16 protein-coding genes and 1 pseudogene are annotated in these 17,922 nt (G+C 44.2%); 6 read left to right on the top strand and 11 right to left on the bottom strand.

What is annotated here, in order from left to right:
• Positions 1-59: 59 nt before the first annotated feature.
• From C9J01_RS16010 to C9J01_RS15995, 4 genes are all read right to left on the bottom strand, one after another.
• Positions 60-1,391, bottom strand: coding sequence for a restriction endonuclease subunit S (locus tag C9J01_RS16010; RefSeq protein WP_107299142.1), 1,332 nt, complete (start codon positions 1,389-1,391; stop codon positions 60-62).
• Positions 1,381-3,084: a class I SAM-dependent DNA methyltransferase gene (locus C9J01_RS16005; protein WP_107299141.1), complete on the bottom strand. Its 1,704-nt coding sequence runs from the start codon at positions 3,082-3,084 to the stop codon at positions 1,381-1,383. The genes C9J01_RS16010 and C9J01_RS16005 overlap by 11 nt, the downstream gene beginning before the upstream one ends.
• A 90-nt stretch (positions 3,085-3,174) precedes the next feature.
• On the bottom strand, positions 3,175-4,902 hold the full coding sequence (locus C9J01_RS16000) for an N-6 DNA methylase (RefSeq protein WP_107299140.1): 1,728 nt from the start codon (positions 4,900-4,902) through the stop codon (positions 3,175-3,177).
• 19 nt (positions 4,903-4,921) lie between these two features.
• On the bottom strand, positions 4,922-5,191 hold the full coding sequence (locus C9J01_RS15995; RefSeq protein WP_107299139.1) for a DUF4258 domain-containing protein: 270 nt from the start codon (positions 5,189-5,191) through the stop codon (positions 4,922-4,924).
• A 272-nt stretch (positions 5,192-5,463) separates the two neighbouring features.
• On the opposite strand from C9J01_RS15995, the gene C9J01_RS15990 reads away from it, so the two are divergent.
• From C9J01_RS15990 to C9J01_RS29500, 3 genes are all read left to right on the top strand, one after another.
• Positions 5,464-5,970 (top strand): hypothetical protein, encoded by a 507-nt coding sequence (locus C9J01_RS15990; RefSeq protein ID WP_107299138.1) that lies wholly within the window; start codon positions 5,464-5,466, stop codon positions 5,968-5,970.
• A gap of 278 nt (positions 5,971-6,248) precedes the next feature.
• Positions 6,249-7,343, top strand: coding sequence for a restriction endonuclease PLD domain-containing protein (locus C9J01_RS15985; RefSeq protein WP_107299137.1), 1,095 nt, complete (start codon positions 6,249-6,251; stop codon positions 7,341-7,343).
• 9 nt (positions 7,344-7,352) lie between these two features.
• On the top strand, positions 7,353-7,991 hold the full coding sequence (locus C9J01_RS29500; protein ID WP_146157087.1) for a hypothetical protein: 639 nt from the start codon (positions 7,353-7,355) through the stop codon (positions 7,989-7,991).
• A 79-nt stretch (positions 7,992-8,070) separates the two neighbouring features.
• On the opposite strand, the gene C9J01_RS15975 is transcribed toward C9J01_RS29500, so the two are convergent.
• From C9J01_RS15975 to C9J01_RS15955, 5 genes and pseudogenes are all read right to left on the bottom strand, one after another.
• Positions 8,071-8,532, bottom strand: a complete 462-nt coding sequence (locus C9J01_RS15975; RefSeq protein ID WP_107299135.1) for a hypothetical protein — start codon at positions 8,530-8,532, stop codon at positions 8,071-8,073.
• The gene (locus C9J01_RS15970) at positions 8,529-10,514 is read right to left on the bottom strand and encodes a site-specific integrase (RefSeq protein ID WP_107299134.1); all 1,986 of its coding nucleotides are present in this window, start codon (positions 10,512-10,514) and stop codon (positions 8,529-8,531) included. Before C9J01_RS15970 ends, C9J01_RS15975 begins: the two co-directional genes overlap by 4 nt.
• A gap of 3 nt (positions 10,515-10,517) precedes the next feature.
• Positions 10,518-12,379: pseudogene (locus C9J01_RS15965) on the bottom strand (hypothetical protein).
• Positions 12,376-13,971, bottom strand: a complete 1,596-nt coding sequence (locus tag C9J01_RS15960; RefSeq protein ID WP_107299133.1) for a tyrosine-type recombinase/integrase — start codon at positions 13,969-13,971, stop codon at positions 12,376-12,378. The pseudogene C9J01_RS15965 and the gene C9J01_RS15960 overlap by 4 nt, the downstream one beginning before the upstream one ends.
• Positions 13,972-14,186: 215 nt before the next feature.
• Positions 14,187-14,633: a YcgN family cysteine cluster protein gene (locus tag C9J01_RS15955; RefSeq protein WP_107299132.1), complete on the bottom strand. Its 447-nt coding sequence runs from the start codon at positions 14,631-14,633 to the stop codon at positions 14,187-14,189.
• Between the two features lie 235 nt (positions 14,634-14,868).
• Here C9J01_RS15955 and C9J01_RS15950 point away from each other — a divergent pair, with 235 nt between their 5' ends.
• Positions 14,869-15,117 carry a YkgJ family cysteine cluster protein gene (locus C9J01_RS15950; RefSeq protein ID WP_107299131.1) on the top strand — a complete coding sequence of 83 codons (249 nt, stop codon included), beginning with the start codon at positions 14,869-14,871 and terminating at the stop codon, positions 15,115-15,117.
• Here the strand turns inward: C9J01_RS15950 and C9J01_RS15945 are convergent.
• Both C9J01_RS15945 and C9J01_RS15940 read right to left on the bottom strand, forming a co-directional pair.
• Positions 15,114-15,359 (bottom strand): TIGR02647 family protein, encoded by a 246-nt coding sequence (locus tag C9J01_RS15945; RefSeq protein WP_107299130.1) that lies wholly within the window; start codon positions 15,357-15,359, stop codon positions 15,114-15,116. The two genes, C9J01_RS15950 and C9J01_RS15945, sit on opposite strands and share 4 nt — an antisense overlap.
• A 165-nt stretch (positions 15,360-15,524) precedes the next feature.
• A complete protein-coding gene (locus tag C9J01_RS15940; protein ID WP_107299129.1) occupies positions 15,525-16,403 on the bottom strand; it encodes a Tim44 domain-containing protein in 879 nt (292 codons plus the stop codon).
• A 195-nt stretch (positions 16,404-16,598) separates the two neighbouring features.
• Here C9J01_RS15940 and C9J01_RS15935 point away from each other — a divergent pair, with 195 nt between their 5' ends.
• Together C9J01_RS15935 and C9J01_RS15930 are read left to right on the top strand one after the other, a co-directional pair.
• Positions 16,599-16,997, top strand: coding sequence for an NINE protein (locus C9J01_RS15935; RefSeq protein WP_107299128.1), 399 nt, complete (start codon positions 16,599-16,601; stop codon positions 16,995-16,997).
• Between the two features lie 298 nt (positions 16,998-17,295).
• The gene (locus C9J01_RS15930) at positions 17,296-17,892 is read left to right on the top strand and encodes a TetR/AcrR family transcriptional regulator (RefSeq protein ID WP_107299127.1); all 597 of its coding nucleotides are present in this window, start codon (positions 17,296-17,298) and stop codon (positions 17,890-17,892) included.
• The last annotated feature ends 30 nt before the right edge of the window (positions 17,893-17,922 follow it).

Below are 17,922 nucleotides of genomic sequence, written 5' to 3'. Positions count from 1 at the left end.
CGAGCGGAGAATTCCTGTTCGCCCTGTTATTTCGAAATTCACCTCCACTCGGGTTGCCATTAGCTTACCTCGGCCAGTTGCTCGGTTTGACCTAACTCGATTTCGCCGGAAAGCAATTTAGGAAGCAAGGTGTCACGTAGAAGAGATAGCTCTTTATTCTGCTTTGCGTTCGCTACTTGTTTTCGGACTAAAGACTCGACAATCGCATCGAATGCGTTAACGATTTCTTTGCTCGGCCTCGCAATTGGTAGCGCTTTGAGCAGCTTTGTAGTCAAGCTTCCTCGACTACTATGAGAATCGGAGACAGAGCGCATCTCATCATATCTTCTCTCAAGGCAGTAATAGAGCCAATATGGCGAAATATTGTCAGATGCGCGAAGAGCTACAACAGACTGGTTTATGTAGCAGTCAATTGAATTGAAAGAAGTTTGTCCTCTGGTGTGCCCCTGACCCGCTGAAGCGATTAGTACATCACCATAAGCAGAGGCTTTTGTTGAAGAACCATCAACACCCTCTTGAGTAATATGTTTTTCTGTCTCAATGATAAAATTATTACGCGTTTCACCAGAAGAAAACCAAGGTAACTCACCTCCCCAAAAAGCTTCATTTTTCGTTGATGGAGTCCCACCACTAAAAACTTTAGAAGTTGCGTTATCGATGTCTGTTGCTTCCCAACCTTCAGGGATCAGCCCTAACTCTGACTCAACGAGCTTTTCTGGGAATAGCGAGGCAGTAGCCGCATCCATACCCTCTGGTTGCTCACCATTCATCTTGGCTTTGACGGGGTCGAAGTCGACAAACCATGATTTGAAGATAGCCTGTGCCATTTCTTCTAGGGTTTGGCTAACTTTAGAGTTCAAAGATAATTTATCTGCGATATCACCGATCACTTTAACCACAGCATTCTGTGTTGGAACTGGAATTAGGGGCAATGAAAACTTCTTAAGATCTTTAGCTGGCAATTGGGGCACGGCAGAGCCAGAAGTCAACGATGCTATTTGATCTTGAACCAGCTTAGAAGTGAACAAAAAATACAAAAAGCGAGGATTCCAAACAGTTGTATCAGCTCTCAGAATCAACATGCCGGAGTTTATACGAACAATATCATCAGGAACAAAATCATCATAAAATGCAACGTTACCGATGGTGCCACGGGTAGTTAGGACTATGTCAGAACGCTCTAACTTACCAGCCCTCAATAAATTGTGTCGCTCTTCAGTGATATATTCTTTGTCCGCGAACTGGAAGCCTGACTTAGTTACGTTTTTGGCAGACAAAAACAAACAGTGACCTTCCGGCTTAAACTCATTTTTCTTAGGGTAGTTTTTACCACGGTCACCATCAATTAGCTGAATGCCGAGTTCTTCTAGCATCAACAAATCAAAGCTCATAACCTAACCCCGCTAGGTTCTTCTTGATCTCAGCTTCTAATGTTGCTGATTCAGCGAACTGTTCACCCAGTTTGGTCGTCAGTGCCGCCATCTTTTCAGCAAAAGGAACGCCATCGTCCTCTTCCTCAGCGGCACCTACATAACGACCCGGTGTTAGCACAAAGTCATGCTTAGTGATTTCTTCAAGCGTTGCTGATTTACAGAAACCAGCTTGGTCTTCATAGCCAACACCATGAACCTCTTCACCCGTTTTCCATGCGTGGTATAGGTCAGCGACTTTACGGATATCATCAAAGCTAAAGTCACGTAGAACACGATCTTTCATATAGCCAAGGTTGCGAGCATCAATGAACAGTACCTCACCTTTACGCGCACGCAGTTTGCGACCCGCTTTATCTGTGCGAGCTGTTTTGTTCTTGGTTAGGAACCAAATACATGCTGGGATCTGCGTGTTAGTAAACAGTTGGCCGGGTAGCGCCACCATACATTCAACGAGATCGTTTTCGATAAGCGCTTTACGGATCTCACCTTCATTGTTGGTTGTCGAACTCATTGAGCCGTTTGCCAACAGAAGCGCCTGAGAACCATCAGGAGCAAGATGGTGAAGCATGTGCTGCATCCATGCAAAGTTGGCATTACCTGCTGGCGGCTGACCGTATTTGAAGCGTGGATCGTTATCATCAACACCTGTATTCCACTCTTTCATGTTGAATGGAGGGTTTGCCATGATGAAGTCTGCACGAAGGTCTGGATGTTGAACGTTGGTGTAGGTACTCGCAGGCTCTTTGCCGAAGTCGTAATCAAGACCACGGATAGCCATGTTCATTGCCGCTAGCTGCCACGTCGTGTGGTTGTATTCTTGACCGTAGATAGAGATTTTTTGCTTCTGAGTTAGTGCATCGACTTTCTTCTCGTTGGCATGACGCTCAATAAATTTCTCTGACTGTACAAAGAAACCGCCTGAACCCATTGCAGGGTCATAAACACGACCCTCAAACGGTTCAATCATCTCAACGATTAGCGATACGATAGAAGCAGGTGTATAGAACTGACCGCCTTTTTTACCCTCAGCAAGTGCAAACTGACCAAGCATGTACTCGTACACATGGCCAAGGATATCTTTACTGTTTAGCGAGTTGTGATCGAAAGGAATGGTTGCAATCAGGTTAATAAGCTCGTTTAGCTTAGCCTGGTCTATCTTCAAGCCTGAGTATGACTTGTTAAGTACGCCTTTCAGTTTCGGGTTGTCACGTTCGATGCCTTCTAAAGCATTGTCGATAAGGTGACCAACAGAAGTAATCTTCTTCGCTTTACCGTCGATTTCAAGGTCTGCACCACCGATAACCAGAGGTGCGTTATCTTGTAGGAACTGCCAACGAGACTCTGTTGGTAGCCAGAACACATTTTTCTCGGTGTAGAAATCACGCACTTCTAGTTCGGCTGCGATCTCTTCTGCTAACTCCTCTTCGGAGAAATCCGCTGGATCTAGATAGTATTCATGATCTGGGTTAGCTAGGTCAGCTTTTATCTCATCTTGGCGCAGCTTAAACGCATCAGAGACGTATTTAACAAAGATTAGACCTAACACCGCGTGCTTGTATTGTGCGGCGTCTAGCGTTGAGCGCAGCTTGTCTGCTGCCGTCCAGAGTTTACCCTCTAGATCTTTTAGAAATTGCTGTTCTTGTTGGTTCATAAAAAATCTTCAGTTGGTGCCAACCAGCATTTTTGTATGCAAGTTGGCAGTTTATGGTTGTTCTTTCGATGAAATAGCTTCAAAAAACCGCTATTGTACTTGATCTATCCAGCTTGAGCTAAGTTGTTTCATTGCCGATTCTATCTTGTTCAGCTGCTGTTGGTAATCCAGTGTCTTTGCACGAATAGAATCAAACACTTCTAATTTTTCATGCTCGAAAAGCGGAATAGGCATATCCCCAAGATCTTTGGCATTTAGCATCTGTGCGGTAGTCCCCGTCACCAGCCCAGAGAATTGCAGCTGGCCATAGTAAGAGACCAAATATTGATACAGGGATAGACTGGTAATGCCTTCCACATGTGGTTTTATCCTTACGATGGCAAAAGCCTGACTTGCCAAAGTATTCGTTGGCACATTTTCATCAATCAAGGCAATGCGTCCTACAGCTCCACGGCAAGAAACCAGTACATCATGAGGTTTCACTTGCTGCTTTTTGGCTTTATTGATGTCTTTCGAACTAACTTGAAGTTTCTTTCCTTCACCAGCCAGTTGACCAATGGCATTAAGGCTGGTGAGATTGTGCTCAATGAATGTCTCTGTACCATTTTCATCATGCTTAATCGCCTGGAGGCGAACAATATCAGCAACATCAGACAGCTTTGCTGTTTTGAATTGGCTCAAAAAAGACGATAACTCTGCTTCTTCTTCTGACTGGACGTAACGATTCGGCGACCAGTTAAAGTCCATTTCTTCGACATCACGCACTGAGCATCGTTTACTGAAAACTGTTGTCTCCTCTGAATTGACGAGTTTAAGCACTTGCTCTACATCAGATAACTTATTTTTTACACGACCAAGCTTCTCAATAAAGTGATCACTGCTAGCATCTATAAAAGTAATCTGGTCATCTGTTTTATTTTTATCAATAACAACAACACTGACAGGTATGCTGGTATCTGTGAGCAAGTTACCAGGTAGAGAAATAACAGCTTTCAACCAATTCTTTTCGACAATGTCTTGCTTGAAGTGCTTCTCACCCGCTGCGGTGCGGAAAAGGAAACCATTGGTGACGTAACAAACCACAAGATCGGCGTGTGCCAACATATGACGTAGATGATAGACATCACCCATTAGGGATTTTTCCGGGAACCGTCCCCAGATATCATGAACTTCGTCTTTACCATATTTCACGCCGAAGGGAGGCATTGCGACCGCGCTGCTAAATTGCTTTAACCCACCCTCACCAATCAGTTTTGGTGTTTTGATTGGGTCAGTCGCAATAATATCAACGGACTTGTCCAACAACAGGTTATGAACTTGGCCCAAGAAAGCATCAGTCATATTCATCGTTTCACAAACGATTTCGCCGCCTGATTGAACATTTTGACCGAATTGGTATCCAGCATTAAATGGGCAATACACGCTTGTAACCTGTCCCTCAAGAAGTTGAACTCCTAAATCAAGAAGCTCCTGAGGGTGTGATAGAGCACCAACTTGACGACCAGCACTCTGGCATAGATGCGTGATAGTTTCAGATAGATCTTGATAAGTAACCACACCAGCGCCTACTAGCTCTTGCATGGATGACGTCAAGCGCTCAACTGTGGAAGCCAACTTCTCATCGGTCAGGCTTTTTTGATAAAACGATGAGAAACTCGGATTACGAAACACTTCTTCAAGTGTTTGGTTCTGGCCATCAATCTCCCCATTTCTCTCTAATTTCACCCAAGCACAGCAAGCGGCAAAAAGTTCGTTAAATAGTAATGGCTCATAAGAACCATGGAATGATTGAATTAGGGTGTGTAGTTGCTGTTTCACGCTGAATTTCCTTCAAATATTAGTGGATGCGAGTGCGGTTATAGCTGTCTAGTGTGTAGGTTGTTATCTCAGCCTCACCAGACTCAACCAGGACAACACCACCACGAGCTTTCATTTTTTCCATCTGCTTCAAGAATGCTTTGAGCTGTTTCTCAACAGCATCAATGCCTTTGCGATTTAGGTAGGTTTTATCACCTTCATCGACACCGAACATTTTCACAATCTCAAGCATTTGCTCATTGATGCCACGTTGATTCATTCGCTGATGGATGTGTCTTGTCTTTGCCATATCTGCATCTCCTTCCGCCTTGTTGGTTGGTAATATACGCCTAACCACAAAAAGTGTAAAGCTGATTTTTAAAATTTTTTACTGATTATTTTATTGTTGATTGAAAAGAGTAATACGCAGAATAAATAAAATGAATATAAAGCAATATAAAACAGCATCTTATGGAGTTATCGAACATGGATTGTGACTTTCTTGAACTGTGACCTCGCCTCATTGATGAAGCCAAAGCAACGTGATGTACTCATCAGGTCTCATATTTATGGTGTTTACTTATGGCTATAACAGAATTTCAGCGTCAACTTGAAGCTTTGGGGTTTGTTGCAACCCTCAAGAAAGACAAACCAGCAACAAAAACACCAAAGCCCAAGGTTGCTCAGAGTGAACGTTTTGATACTGGACCATCGAAAACGACGGCTCCAAAAAACAAAACCCGCCCTCTAACGGTGAAAGAAGAACGTGAAAAAGCAGAAATCATTATCCGAAATATGTTTAAAAATCCGAAAAACTGGGAGGCAACAACCTTCAGGAACGCCATCAAATGCGTGACAGGGCAATCACAAATTCTTACTTATAGCGAAGCAGCCAGCATTGTGCGCCAATGGAAGGACTTTGAGTCAAGGGTTTATCGCTTGGACTTTTCCCTCGCCGTTCTGCTACTGACCGGTAAGTGGATTGCCCCCAAGCGCAAACAGATATCAGATTCTAAACAAACAGAAGCTAGATGTGAGAGGAGAGATATGAATGGTAGTTACGTTGGGAGAGTCATTTTCCGTGGTTAATATATAGATACGAAGTGAGGAAGATTAAACCCTTTGAGGTAATCGGTAATTGCACCTTTGGGTTTGCTCATGGTTGGAGAAGTTGGATTTATGAATACTTGTGATAGTAGGTTTCGCATCAAAGAGAGCTTCGTCCTTATGCGAAGCCACCATAGTAATGTGCGCCATAACTTAAACTTGGGTAATAGTGAAGTTCATTTCCACATAAATCTTTGATGCCATGAACCTACTGTTGCATATTATGGATATAACTAAATTCATCGATTGATCTAAAGAATATGAAAGTAATCTCGAACATAACAGGCACTCACCATGATGAGCTGCAGAAATTAATCACCAAAGGCGGTGATAGGCTGCTGATAACATCTCCATTCTTAGCATCTAATATGACTGAGTTTCTAGCTAGTTTTGACTTCAAAAACATAAAGTGCATTGAGTTAGTAACCACATTTAAAGCTAACGCCCCAGAGCAGCTAACCAAACCGAAACAATTATTAGATTTCCTCGAGTACTTTCATGTGCATCTTCCATCAATAAAAGTAAAGGTACATGTTGATAACAGCCTTCATGGAAAAGTTTATATCGTCACTAACACCCATGAGCATCAAGCAATAATTACATCTGCGAATTTCACGAATAACGGCCAAAAGCATAACCATGAGTGGGGCTTACTTTCTGGTCATAGCGAGCAACTAGTCAACCTACTAGATGAGATTTACGAAGCAATCGAGTATAGGGAGTTAACATTAACTCAGCTAAGAAAAGCAGTAATATTTGCCGAACATTATCAATCGACCAAGGTATGGGAAACTACTCAGCCTCAAGCAGATATTGATATATTGCCACGAGTTTACTCATCTGAAAGCGACTCGGATAAAGAATCACTCTATTTTCTTAAGCCAATTGGTACCAGTGAAGAGCCGGTTCTTTTAGAGGATCGTCAAGACTTCTCCGACCTCCACCAAAACTTACACTTCTCAAAGAAAAAACCCAAAGGCGTGACCAAGGGTGATATTGTGATTACGACAGGAGTTGGGTCAGGCTCTTTACTTAGTTACTTTAAAGTCACTGGCAGTTTATTTCATGTTACGGAGGAAGAGATAAAACTAGAATCATGGAAAGAGCGATGGCCATGGTACATGGAAGGGCAAAATCGTAGCTGTGACTTCGGCAGTTCATGGTGGAAACATGACATTAAACGAAATGAAGTATTAGAGGAGTTCCGACAATTATACCCAACTACAGCAGTAACCACATCAGGGAAATTCAGCCTTGGCACGCTTAATTTTGGCAACGATAAAGTGCAGATAACCAAGGAATTTGGTGAGTTCCTAATTAGCAAAATTGAAAATTGCATAGAACAATCATCATAGGTCGCTTTTGTGGCAAAATTGATCAACGAAAATTATCTTCTAAATGACTCTACAAACAACACTATGAAAAATAAAGCTCAGACAAAGCTTCAAAAGCGATGGAATGAGGCTCTTGAAAGCGGGTCCATTATAAGTACTAATGAGATTGTAGACTTTGGTTTTAGTACACAGGCTAAGGGTTTCTATGATGCTGCAACAGTCTTACAAACTAACAACGTAAGTGGCCCTCCTTACTACATGTTATTATCACTATCAATAGAGTGTTATTTAAAGAGTATACGAACGACAACATATTGGAATGGATGTAGAGGAGTCGGTGTCATGCATGAAAAAGGACACAACTTGTCGGCACTATTTTCAAACTTAGGCTGTAAGTACCCGAAAGATACCCTTTACCTATCTGAGCGATACCAGGCTCGCTACAGAAGAGATTTAAATGATGATCTTGCAAGAAATGCAAATGTATTTACGAACCAACGTTATCCGTACAAAGCGGATCACACAATACCACAGCCAGATAAAACACAGTGGTATCCAGAACGTAATGAACAAGCAGAACTTGATAACCACACCTTTGTCGATATCACTGCACTAGAGACCGTAGCAGCGTTCTTAAATGAAGAACTGTCTTTTACCAGAGATAAGTAACTACTAGTAAATATTGGTTGGGTTACTTTTGAACTGAAGCATACTCAGCCAACTCAACTCAACTCAACTACATATCAATTCAAGACTGGATTGGTGTCACAACTGAATTTTCACCCAATAACTCTTGTTGGAGGTCAAACACCCTAAAGCGGAGCCTGGCGTTCTCAGCCTCTAACTGCTTTCGGGCCTCAATTGCATTATTTCGTTGCACCCTGTATTTATCTTTAAGCTCATTGGCTTTTTTTAATTGGTGTTTTAGCCCATCAAGCTCAGACAAAGGGACATCGAGCTCAATATCTAAGCCTGTTGTCATTGCTTTATCACGGTTGAGGTTGTATTCATCGATAACAGGTTTGGCGTAGGCCACGAACTCTTTGAACTTATGGACATAGCTATTGCCAAGTTGGGCTTCATTATTGATTCGGTTTAACGTGAGTTTACCCGTTGCCTTAACATGAAGCGGCTTACCATCTAATAGTCGCTGAAATGCATTGACCAGTAACCCTTCTGCCTTGCAGGTTGCCTTATACTCTACTTTCATGACCATACCGCCTTAATATCATCATTGAAGCTCTCAAATGGGATGCAGTGTTTGACCAATGTTGGTTCAATAGACAGAATCTTCTTCTTTCTGGCATCCAGAATCAATTCATTGGCATAATCACCCATATCATTGATTGCCCGGAACGAAGCAATGAGGTTATCCCGCTCCCTCGATAGCCTTTTGGCCGCCTTATCCGTGACAACCTTATGCTCACAGGGGGCTTCAACAATATCCATCAGTGAGCAAAGGCGCTCACAATTACGGTTGGTGCAGTACCCCCCTGTAGGAAGCAACACAATGGATTTGTCACCGGACCTTACCAAGGCTACCAATTCACTTCGGGACATAACAATTTCCTCCCCCTGTGCTAGCCTCTCTGCTTTATTCTGGGCTATGCGCTCACCTTCTGCACCGCTTAAGGTATCGGATACGTTGTAAATCTCATCCCATGCGTCGACCGCTGAACTTTCAATGGCTTCATCAAATTCACTCATTAACTGAGTATCCATCAACAGCTGTTTGGTACGCGCCAGCTCGGAATAATTCGCGTACCAATTAGACATGTTTATATTGCGGTGCTTAAGCTGGTATTTAACTGTAAGTGCGTTGCCCAGTCGGTTCTTCACCATAAAAACTACAAAACTCCGCCGTAAATCATGAGGGCTAAGCTTTGGTAAACCGCCTCCGACCTTTAAGATCCCTGCGCGGTCTGGATTTAGCAGGTCGAATTCCTCAACGTCTTCTGCGGTCGCAGTAATGTTGAACTCTTTCATATTCAATGCACCATCAGCACCGTCAACCCTATATTTTAGCGACGATTTATTTATGATTACTTCACTGTCATAAGGGATATCAGAAGAAATAAAGGCACTCTCAAGGTCTTGTTTCTTTGCATTATATTGGTCTTGGGTTAACAGACTATTTTGATAACCGTCATCCAGTCGTTTTAAACTGTATTTTCTCGCGGCTTGCGTGGCGTCATAAGCTAGCTCCAGTGCCAGCTTTGCGATAGGGGCAGTATTCCACGTCGTATAAATCTTTTCGCCCTTATTTCCTTTTGTAGAAAACCCTGAGACCTTGGGTACAGCAGCCAGTGAATCATCATAGCTCTCTTTATTCATGGAAAGCAGCTCTTCCCTTCGGGCAGCGGAGAACAAACCGACACAAATAAAGCACATCCTGAGTAATTTACCTAACCAACCTCCTCGCCTGTGAAAGGAGAAGTCAGGAATGGCTTTTCGTTCAGGCCACTTGCTTGCTCTGTTAGACATCCTTTTGCTGAATGTCATCATTTGCCTATCGGTTAAGGTACTTACATCGAGTGCTTTTTGCTCAGCGTTGAACATTTCATCCTGATAGGTGTATAGCTTCTCCATGGCCTCTGAAATCTGATGGCGATAGGGGTGATAGGTTTCCACAAATTCAACAACTGTCCTTAAAATAATGACATGAATCACTTCAGGAAATGCGATGGCCTGACCACCGTCCTCCGTATCAGGGTTAACCCACTTGATATACTCTCGTTTATGGACATAACGCGATACAAGATCTGCTTTATTCAATGCATTGACCGTTGAGGCAACGGCTCGGCACGTACCTTCACTGCCGACCCCATGCAATGTTTTACTGCACCTTTTCCACTCCTTTTCGCTCGAAAGCAAGCTGAAGTCACTTTTTCCCCAGCGTGTTGCGATGGCTTTTAAATGATCCCTTCTCTTTAGCAACGAGCTAACAGCCACATGGGAGTTAGATTTTGATTTTTCCTTTTGCCATTGCATCTGCGCATAGAGGTAAGACTGAATATCGTGGCGGTACTTCTCATCAATATGCCTAAAAGAGATTGCTTTTTTATTCTGGTTCAGGGCATGGAAGTCCCACTCTACATCAAAGACACGTGACACTCCGTTCTTGTCAGAGTCAAACGTCACATACGGGTTTTCAGCAAGTTCTTGGCGAAACTGTATAAGCTTTTTAGACATAAGTTACCCCTTAAAAAATTGGCTTACGCTGGCTCGGTCTTGGTAAAGCGGGTGGTACTCGCCGTCATCCACTTTTTGTTTTGCTAGAGCGTAGTTTTTAGGTGCTTTCTGTTTCAGCCTGAGAAGGGCTTTTTTAACATGCCTTCCACCACGAAATACTCATCCTTCGGTGTGGAATTACTCGCCACCATCTCTTTGAGGTCTTCAATTTGCTCTAAAAATGACAGCATCAGCCAGATGTCATTTTCTGACGCCACCAATTTATGGCTGTCGCAATCAAAGCAAGCAAGAAAATCCGTACAACGACCTGTATCTTTTGAAAAATCAATGCCTAACTGCTTCATGCGCCTCGCTTCCGCAATAAGCTTCTCTGGTGTTGCCCCTGCGCATTTGATGCCACTGGGCGTTGTCATTAATGGCTGCTCTTTACTTTCACGGCTGCGCAAATTCTTATAATCATAATCTGACAAAATATCGCTGCGCATCACCTTTGCATCCTCGATGGCTTTGCCAATATCCTCGCCCTTGGCAATAGCGTATTGTGCGCCCATCGTGGCATTAAGGTTGTTATCGTGGTCTGCCTGAACACCACTAGAGTAGCGTCGGGCGACAACATTTATGTCATTATTCAGCCCCTGCGACACAAGGAAAATATCTTCAGTGACTCGCATCAGAACATCGGATTTTGTCGCCCTGAATCGGCTTGTAGTAACCGTTAAGCCAGTTATCTTCTCAATCTGAGTATTGATGAGGCCAACATTTGAACCATGGCTAATGAATGTCCAAACCTCACCATTGGTATTAAAGAAAGGGCAGAGCGGCAGCTCATTTGACAGCGGGATACCCAGTGATAAGTACATCACCTTAGATGTTTTTAGCCATCGGGTAATCAACTCTTGGGTTCGCTGACTAAAACCAGCGCTATTATCCAAGTCCTTATAACCCGCCCTGAACTTCTCACCGTCAAAAACAAACCGCCCGCTACCGATACTTTTAAATGAAACATCCCCATGCTGCACATTAGCAAGCACCGATGTATTCATGCCTGTCAGCATTGAGAACACGAAAAACCAATTGCGCGATGCCTGATTATAAAGAGCTTGCCGATGAAGTTGCTCAAGTGGAAGCGGGCTACTCTTTATATTTGCAGCTGTGGGTTTCATGCACAGCTTGAAGCCCTTTTTCTTTTCTGCACTTTGCCTTAATTTCCAGCCATTGCGCCTTACTTGCTCATCAAACCGTTCTTCATCAAAGAACGGGTGAATATCTAGCAACTCATTTTTCTCAATCGCTTCCTGAAAGACCAGTGCGCCTTTAACCAATATTTTGGATAAAGTCTTCAGCTCTGTTTCCACATGAAACGCTTTATTTGCAGCCAAAGGGCGTGCTGCAACTTCTGGCAGTGTCTTGAGGTCAGATTCTCTGTTCCACAGCCTTAATAAGAAAGATAAGCTGACTTTAACCTGCCCTGCTAACGATACCCTCTCACCTTTTTCGCGTAATTTATTGAAGTGCTTAATGCAATCAATCATGACAGTATTAGTGAAAAGCTCACCGTGGTAACCAATACCATCAAGGTATTTAAAGTAAATAACAAGCCCAGAAAAATAATTCTGCTTTGATATGTTTTCAGGTAATGGGTTTAGCCGTTGGTGAATTTCCCTAACGATATCATCACGATTTGCCAATACCTCATTCCCTGACTTTATTTGATTTACTGTCGGGACATTCAGATAACGCAGACGGTGTGTGTAAGCTTTATTTTCATTCCCACAATCTAATACCATATCTGCAAAACGAATTGGGATGATAGGTGCGCTGGTCTTTTTTGTTGTAATCTTGGTACGTTTACGTCCTTGCGTCATAGTGCCCCTTCCAAGTCCTCAAAAGCGCCAATATAGTCCAGTACATCCTCGTAGATTTCGTCGGCAGAGGGCATGTCCTGTGCTATTTTCAGGTATTCCATGGTCGTCGCCCTATCTTCATGGCCTAGCAAAGCCGATACCCTATCCAATGCCTCATCGGGTGTGATTGATGGGTTGCCATACTCATCCTTTTTATTTAAAAGGTGGCGGAAGATATTCACAGCAAACGTTGAACGTAAATTATGTATGGAGCCGTTAATCGGTTTGTCGAGACCTTGGGTTAGGTTTGCAGTATTACGTATTTCCACCCAGCGCCCAGTAAAGTCTTGTAGCCGGGTAAACATGGGTTTCCCGGATTGGGTAATAAACAGGTATTCAAGTTCGGGGTTAATGGCATCGTCACCCTCAAAGAGATGCGTATTACCTGCCTCAACCTGCTCCTTGCACCATGCTTTGAATTTCTCTAGACGCTTTTGATACCTGTCAGACTGCGAGTAATCGTAAAGCACCTTCATTAATGTGGCAGGGATAATAGTAACGCGGCTTTTATTCTTCTCTGCGAAGCCCTCAGCAGTCTTTGTGAGTGATTGATATTTATCACCGACACCCAAATCCATCACAGGCTTTTTAAACTCCTCTTCACCGTCCTGAATCATGGTTTCGGGGTTAACAACCTGTCCCAAATGAAGGCTCGCTGCTTCCTCTCGACGTAACCCTGTATAACGGCAAATCATTGGATGCAGGCAAAACTCAATCGGCAGTGAGTGCAGTTTATTATTGTCACCATGGCGAACTACCCTGCGGGACTTCATAAGTATATTTTGTAGGATGTTCCATTCACTATTTGTAAACGGTTTTAAGTCACGGCGTAGGTTGCTGAGGTTTGTGCCGCCACTGCGAGATGGCTTTGCAAACTTAATCCGCATATCGGTCGTGTGCACCTGCTTACGTTGGTAAGCTTTCATACTGGATGCAGACGCCTCGAAATGGATATTAACGGTCTCAAACTGGAAGGGAGGGTTATTAAAGCGGATACCTTGGCGAAGACAGTGTTTATAGAAACCAACGACACTGCTCATATATTGCCTAGCCGTTGATTTAGCCAATACACCATCAATAGCGAGATGCTTGATTCCATCTCGATATTGGTAGGTTAAACGTTCCTGCTTGTTGCGAGGAAAGGCACTCCATTCTGGACGGGGGTCATCATAGAGAGGGTCAAAGTCACCTTCATCGTATTCAGCATCCCACTCAGCCTGTTTGTCCAGTATAAAGCTGAAGTAATGGGCAAGCCCCTGTGCATCTGTACCGAGTTCAAGCACGCCACCATCAATTGCTTTCGACAATAAGAACTCATTGACCATATCTAATGGCTGGTAGCTGATTAGGTTGTCTTTGTCGTCATACCCAGCGATATAGAGTAAGGGGAGCTTCTTGATTGGGAACGTATTGCCATTGGAACGGTAGCTAACCCGAGGTTCGCCATTCTCGTCAATGGATATCAATGGTTTCTCGTAAGCGAAGTTAGGGATAGATGAAATCTCTACCTCTTTTCGTATGGCATTTTTCTGATTTTCATCGCTTTCTGGCATACACACCCCACACATTAACTGTATATAAAAACAGTATACATCTAGCTTTCAACTTTAATAGTTATCTATGTGGGTTTTCATTGTCGCGATCAAAAAAATGCCGCCACTGTTGCACAATATGGCATCAGTGGCGGCACTCTTGATTTGTATTGAGCCATCATGAATCAAACGTAATGTATGAATCAGTAAAAACCATTCTCAACTTTAAAAGTTAATTAACTCTTTTTAGCCCATTCAGGTAAGTTTTGGATGTGGTCCTCCCAGTCGATCACGTCGATCTCATACACTACGCTGTCGCGTACTGATTCACCGGCAGCATGCATGGCATCTTTCGAGCCGGTCAACAGCGGGTGCCATTCTGGTAGCTCCTTGCCTTCTGCAAGCAAGCGGTAGGCACAAGTTTCAGGTAGCCAGACAAACTCGTCGATACGCTCACGGGTCAACTTGAGGCACTCTTCACCCGATTCAAAGCGATTCGGGTAATCTTTGCAAGAGCAGGTGTCGTTGTCCAGCAGGCTGCAGGCAACATTGGTGTAGTAGATTTCGTCGGTATCATCGTCGATCAGTTTGTGCAGGCAGCATTTGCCGCAGCCGTCACACAGCGCTTCCCACTCCTGATCGGTCATTTCCTTCAAATCTTTCTCTTGCCAATAGTGCGTCATCACTTTGCCTTCTGTTGCTCTCTACCTTGCCCTTAGTTGCCAAGGCTATCATGGAGGCGGTTTTATAGCTTCCACACCTATAAAGTGCAAGTACTTCCGGCCCTTTGCTACCAATTACACCATGTAATAATAGTCATTCGTATCCATGATTTAAAATGCCACATTTTTTTGATCCGTAGCGGCGAGAGTGGTAACGTTCGCAACCGTTTTTATTAGTGTAGATGAGTGGTAAGTGATGGAGTGTCGACTAGGTTGTGGCGCATGCTGTATTGCACCGAGTATTTCTTCCCCGATCCCCGGCATGCCGAAAGGCAAACCGGCCGGAGTTCGCTGCATCCAGCTCAATGACGAGAATTTGTGTAAGATTTTCGGCAAGCCAGAACGCCCTGCCGTGTGCCATCAATTTAAAGCCTGCCCGTCACTGTGCGGAACGAGCAACAAGCAGGCGTTGGAAAACATTACCGAATTAGAAACTATGACCTAAACCGCCACCTTGCCGGTTAGGATACGTAGAACGGACTTGGCGTGCTCTACCGCCTGATGACCCGAATAGGTCAAGTAGCCGCCGTCCTCTTGGGTCACCAACCCTTTGGCATACAAACGCTGTGCAGCTGCCACCATTTCAGGCGCAGCACCACTGTGCACTTTAATCCCCTCCAAATCGCTGTGCATCGGGAATTTTACTAGCAGGTTCATCTCGTGAACCAAATCGGCATTGTACGGCATGCATTTCTCTCTTACTGAATTAACCTAACAGTAATACTAGCGGCTTATGGCCAGAAAAGTAGGTAGCAAGATCAATTCAAGCGCATCGCGAAAGCGAGCAAGATCATATTTTTGTTATAAAAAAACCGCCCCTGAAGGACGGTTTTAAAATATCGCTTGGTCGTATTATGCCTGGATACCGACAATCAACCAAGGCGCATTAGGAGTGCGCAAGTCGCGCTCTAGATGCCAGATATCTGTAATATCTTCTTCTACACCTTCTTGGCGGTCTTTGTAACGGCCAGAGAACTTGATGCTCAGTTGGGCGATGTTGGCATCATAGTCAGCTCGAACGAGTTCTGCATCAACGTACATCACTTCTGTATGCTGCTCACCCTCTAGCTTGGCACGTTCTGCAATCAAATCGTCAAGCAGCGCAGGGCTGACGTACTCTTTGATCTTAGCCAGTTCATTGTGGTTCCAAGCGCCCTGGATAGTCCGGTAGTGCTCTCGGGAGCCGTTCAGGAACGCATTCATGTTAAAGCCCGGAGGCAGGTTGAATGGCACGTCGCTGTCAGTTGATACGTACTCTTCCTGTGCCATACCGCCTTGGCTCGCCTGCTGGCGGAACTGGTTAGGCTGCTGTGGTTGGCGGGGGGAGTTACCAGCATACGCTTCGCGGTGGCCCATCGGGGTCGATTTGGCACCACGCATTGTTTTGAACAACTTGAAGATAACAAAGGCAATCAAGCCCAAGATCAAAATATCCATGAACTGGATACCTTCAAACGCACCACCAAAGAAGGCTGCTAGCAATCCACCAGCCAATAGTCCGCCCATCAGGCCGCCCATTAGTCCCTTCTTGCTTGAGTTTGCTGCCTGATTAGCACCGGGTTGTTGCTGCTGTCTCAGGGTGTCCGTTTGTTGTGGTTGCTGCTTTTTCACTGGCGCAGTTTTAAAGCTTTTGCCAAATGATTTACCGCCACCAAATTTCTTTGCCTCAACCTCAGGAGCAACGAATGCAACTGTCAGGATAAGGGCAAAAACTGTGAAGATGCGTTTCATTTGAATGAATTACCTTTGCCTCATATAGAATCTTGCATCGTAAACCGCCACAACTGAATGTCAACCAAACCACACAAGCAAATTGTTACTAATATTAATAACCGACGAAATATTTCCCTATCATGCTAGATTGGATTAGTCTTTAATACTAATAACTTCAATGTGTTAATAAAATATTTGTAGGCGGAATAAGATATGCAAGATACGCACAGCAAACTGATCGGATATCTATTGTGGATTTTCGGTTTTACCGGTGCCCACCGCTTTTACTACGGTAGACCGGTTACCGGCACCATCTGGTTCTTCACATTAGGGCTGCTAGGTATCGGCTGGTTGATTGACCTGTTTTTGATCCCATCCATGGACCGCGAGGCCGACCTGCGTTTTCAGGGCGGTGACATTGACTACACCGTGGCCTGGCTATTACTGACCTTCCTTGGCGTGTTCGGCGTTCACCGTATGTACATGGGCAAATGGTTAACTGGTATCTTGTATTTGTGTACCTTTGGCTTTTTCCTAATTGGTATTCTGGTTGATTTCTGGACCTTGAATGACCAAGTTTCCATCCAGAACCAGGAGCGCCGCCGCGCCTAATTCGGGGCCAAGGGCCTATCGGCATAGTGCTGTAAATCTAATCAACACTGATGCCAGCATTCAAAATAATGCTGGCATCAGCCATGACTGGGCTCACAACTCACCAAGTAAATGTTAGAAAAGGTTATTAGGCAGGATATGTTGCTTGACCTATTCTTGTTGAAAACACTAAAATATCGAACAATGTTCTAATTATTTTTTGCCTTTTGGCAAAAAAACTTATTTCGCATCATACCCACTCGAGTTGGGCATATTACAATTAAGCAAAATAAGACTTAGTCGATTAAGAGTAACTTCGATGGCAAGACGAAACGACCATACTCGTGAAGAGTTGGTAAGTATGACACTGGAGCAAGTCAAAAACTTTCTCGCCCAGCACCCACACCATGAACTCAGCCTGCGCAAAGTCGCCGCTATGATAGGCTATGTGCCTAGTACACTGGTCAACGTGTTCGGTAACTACAACCTTCTTCTGCTGCATGCGGTGGCCCAGACTCTTGATGAGCTATTTGCCCAAGCAGAAGCGGAAATGAAAGAAGCCTCATCAGCGGAAGATGCACTCAAGCGCCTTGCATACTGTTACCTGGATTTTGCCTCGCAGAACCCATACCGCTGGCAACTTATTTTCCAACATACGATGAATGGTGAGGAATTGCCGGAGTGGCAATCTGAGCGTATCAACAACATGACCGGTATGCTGGAAACCTTGATCCACCAAATCAACCCTAACCTAAGCAGTGATGAAACCTTGGAAGCCAGCCGTGTGATTTGGTCTGGTGTACACGGTATCACCTTGCTATCGGTAGACGACAAGCTGTTTACTGCCGTACCGGTTGATGGCAAAGCTTTGATTGATAACCTGTTAAGCACTTACCTCAACGCTTGGAAAGGGTAAGCTGTTAACCGTTATTAAGCCGTATCTGGT

This window comes from Photobacterium rosenbergii (genome assembly GCF_003026455.1).
Lineage (GTDB): Bacteria > Pseudomonadota > Gammaproteobacteria > Enterobacterales > Vibrionaceae > Photobacterium > Photobacterium rosenbergii.
Note: the sequence above shows the minus strand (reverse complement) of the source record. Positions and strands in the feature narration are given on the sequence as shown.

Bases quoted from the DNA above. Each gene is read 5' to 3' on its own strand.
- C9J01_RS15960 (WP_107299133.1), bottom strand. From the start codon at position 13,971: ATGCCAGAAAGCGATGAAAATCAGAAAAATGCCATACGAAAAGAGGTA.
- C9J01_RS15970 (WP_107299134.1), bottom strand. From the start codon at position 10,514: ATGTCTAAAAAGCTTATACAGTTTCGCCAAGAACTTGCTGAAAACCCG.
- C9J01_RS15950 (WP_107299131.1), top strand. From the start codon at position 14,869: ATGGAGTGTCGACTAGGTTGTGGCGCATGCTGTATTGCACCGAGTATT.
- C9J01_RS15975 (WP_107299135.1), bottom strand. From the start codon at position 8,532: ATGAAAGTAGAGTATAAGGCAACCTGCAAGGCAGAAGGGTTACTGGTC.
- C9J01_RS15995 (WP_107299139.1), bottom strand. From the start codon at position 5,191: ATGGCAAAGACAAGACACATCCATCAGCGAATGAATCAACGTGGCATC.
- C9J01_RS16010 (WP_107299142.1), bottom strand. From the start codon at position 1,391: ATGAGCTTTGATTTGTTGATGCTAGAAGAACTCGGCATTCAGCTAATT.
- C9J01_RS15985 (WP_107299137.1), top strand. From the start codon at position 6,249: ATGAAAGTAATCTCGAACATAACAGGCACTCACCATGATGAGCTGCAG.
- C9J01_RS15945 (WP_107299130.1), bottom strand. From the start codon at position 15,359: ATGCCGTACAATGCCGATTTGGTTCACGAGATGAACCTGCTAGTAAAA.
- C9J01_RS15930 (WP_107299127.1), top strand. From the start codon at position 17,296: ATGGCAAGACGAAACGACCATACTCGTGAAGAGTTGGTAAGTATGACA.
- C9J01_RS15940 (WP_107299129.1), bottom strand. From the start codon at position 16,403: ATGAAACGCATCTTCACAGTTTTTGCCCTTATCCTGACAGTTGCATTC.
- C9J01_RS16005 (WP_107299141.1), bottom strand. From the start codon at position 3,084: ATGAACCAACAAGAACAGCAATTTCTAAAAGATCTAGAGGGTAAACTC.
- C9J01_RS15935 (WP_107299128.1), top strand. From the start codon at position 16,599: ATGCAAGATACGCACAGCAAACTGATCGGATATCTATTGTGGATTTTC.
- C9J01_RS15955 (WP_107299132.1), bottom strand. From the start codon at position 14,633: ATGACGCACTATTGGCAAGAGAAAGATTTGAAGGAAATGACCGATCAG.
- C9J01_RS15990 (WP_107299138.1), top strand. From the start codon at position 5,464: ATGGCTATAACAGAATTTCAGCGTCAACTTGAAGCTTTGGGGTTTGTT.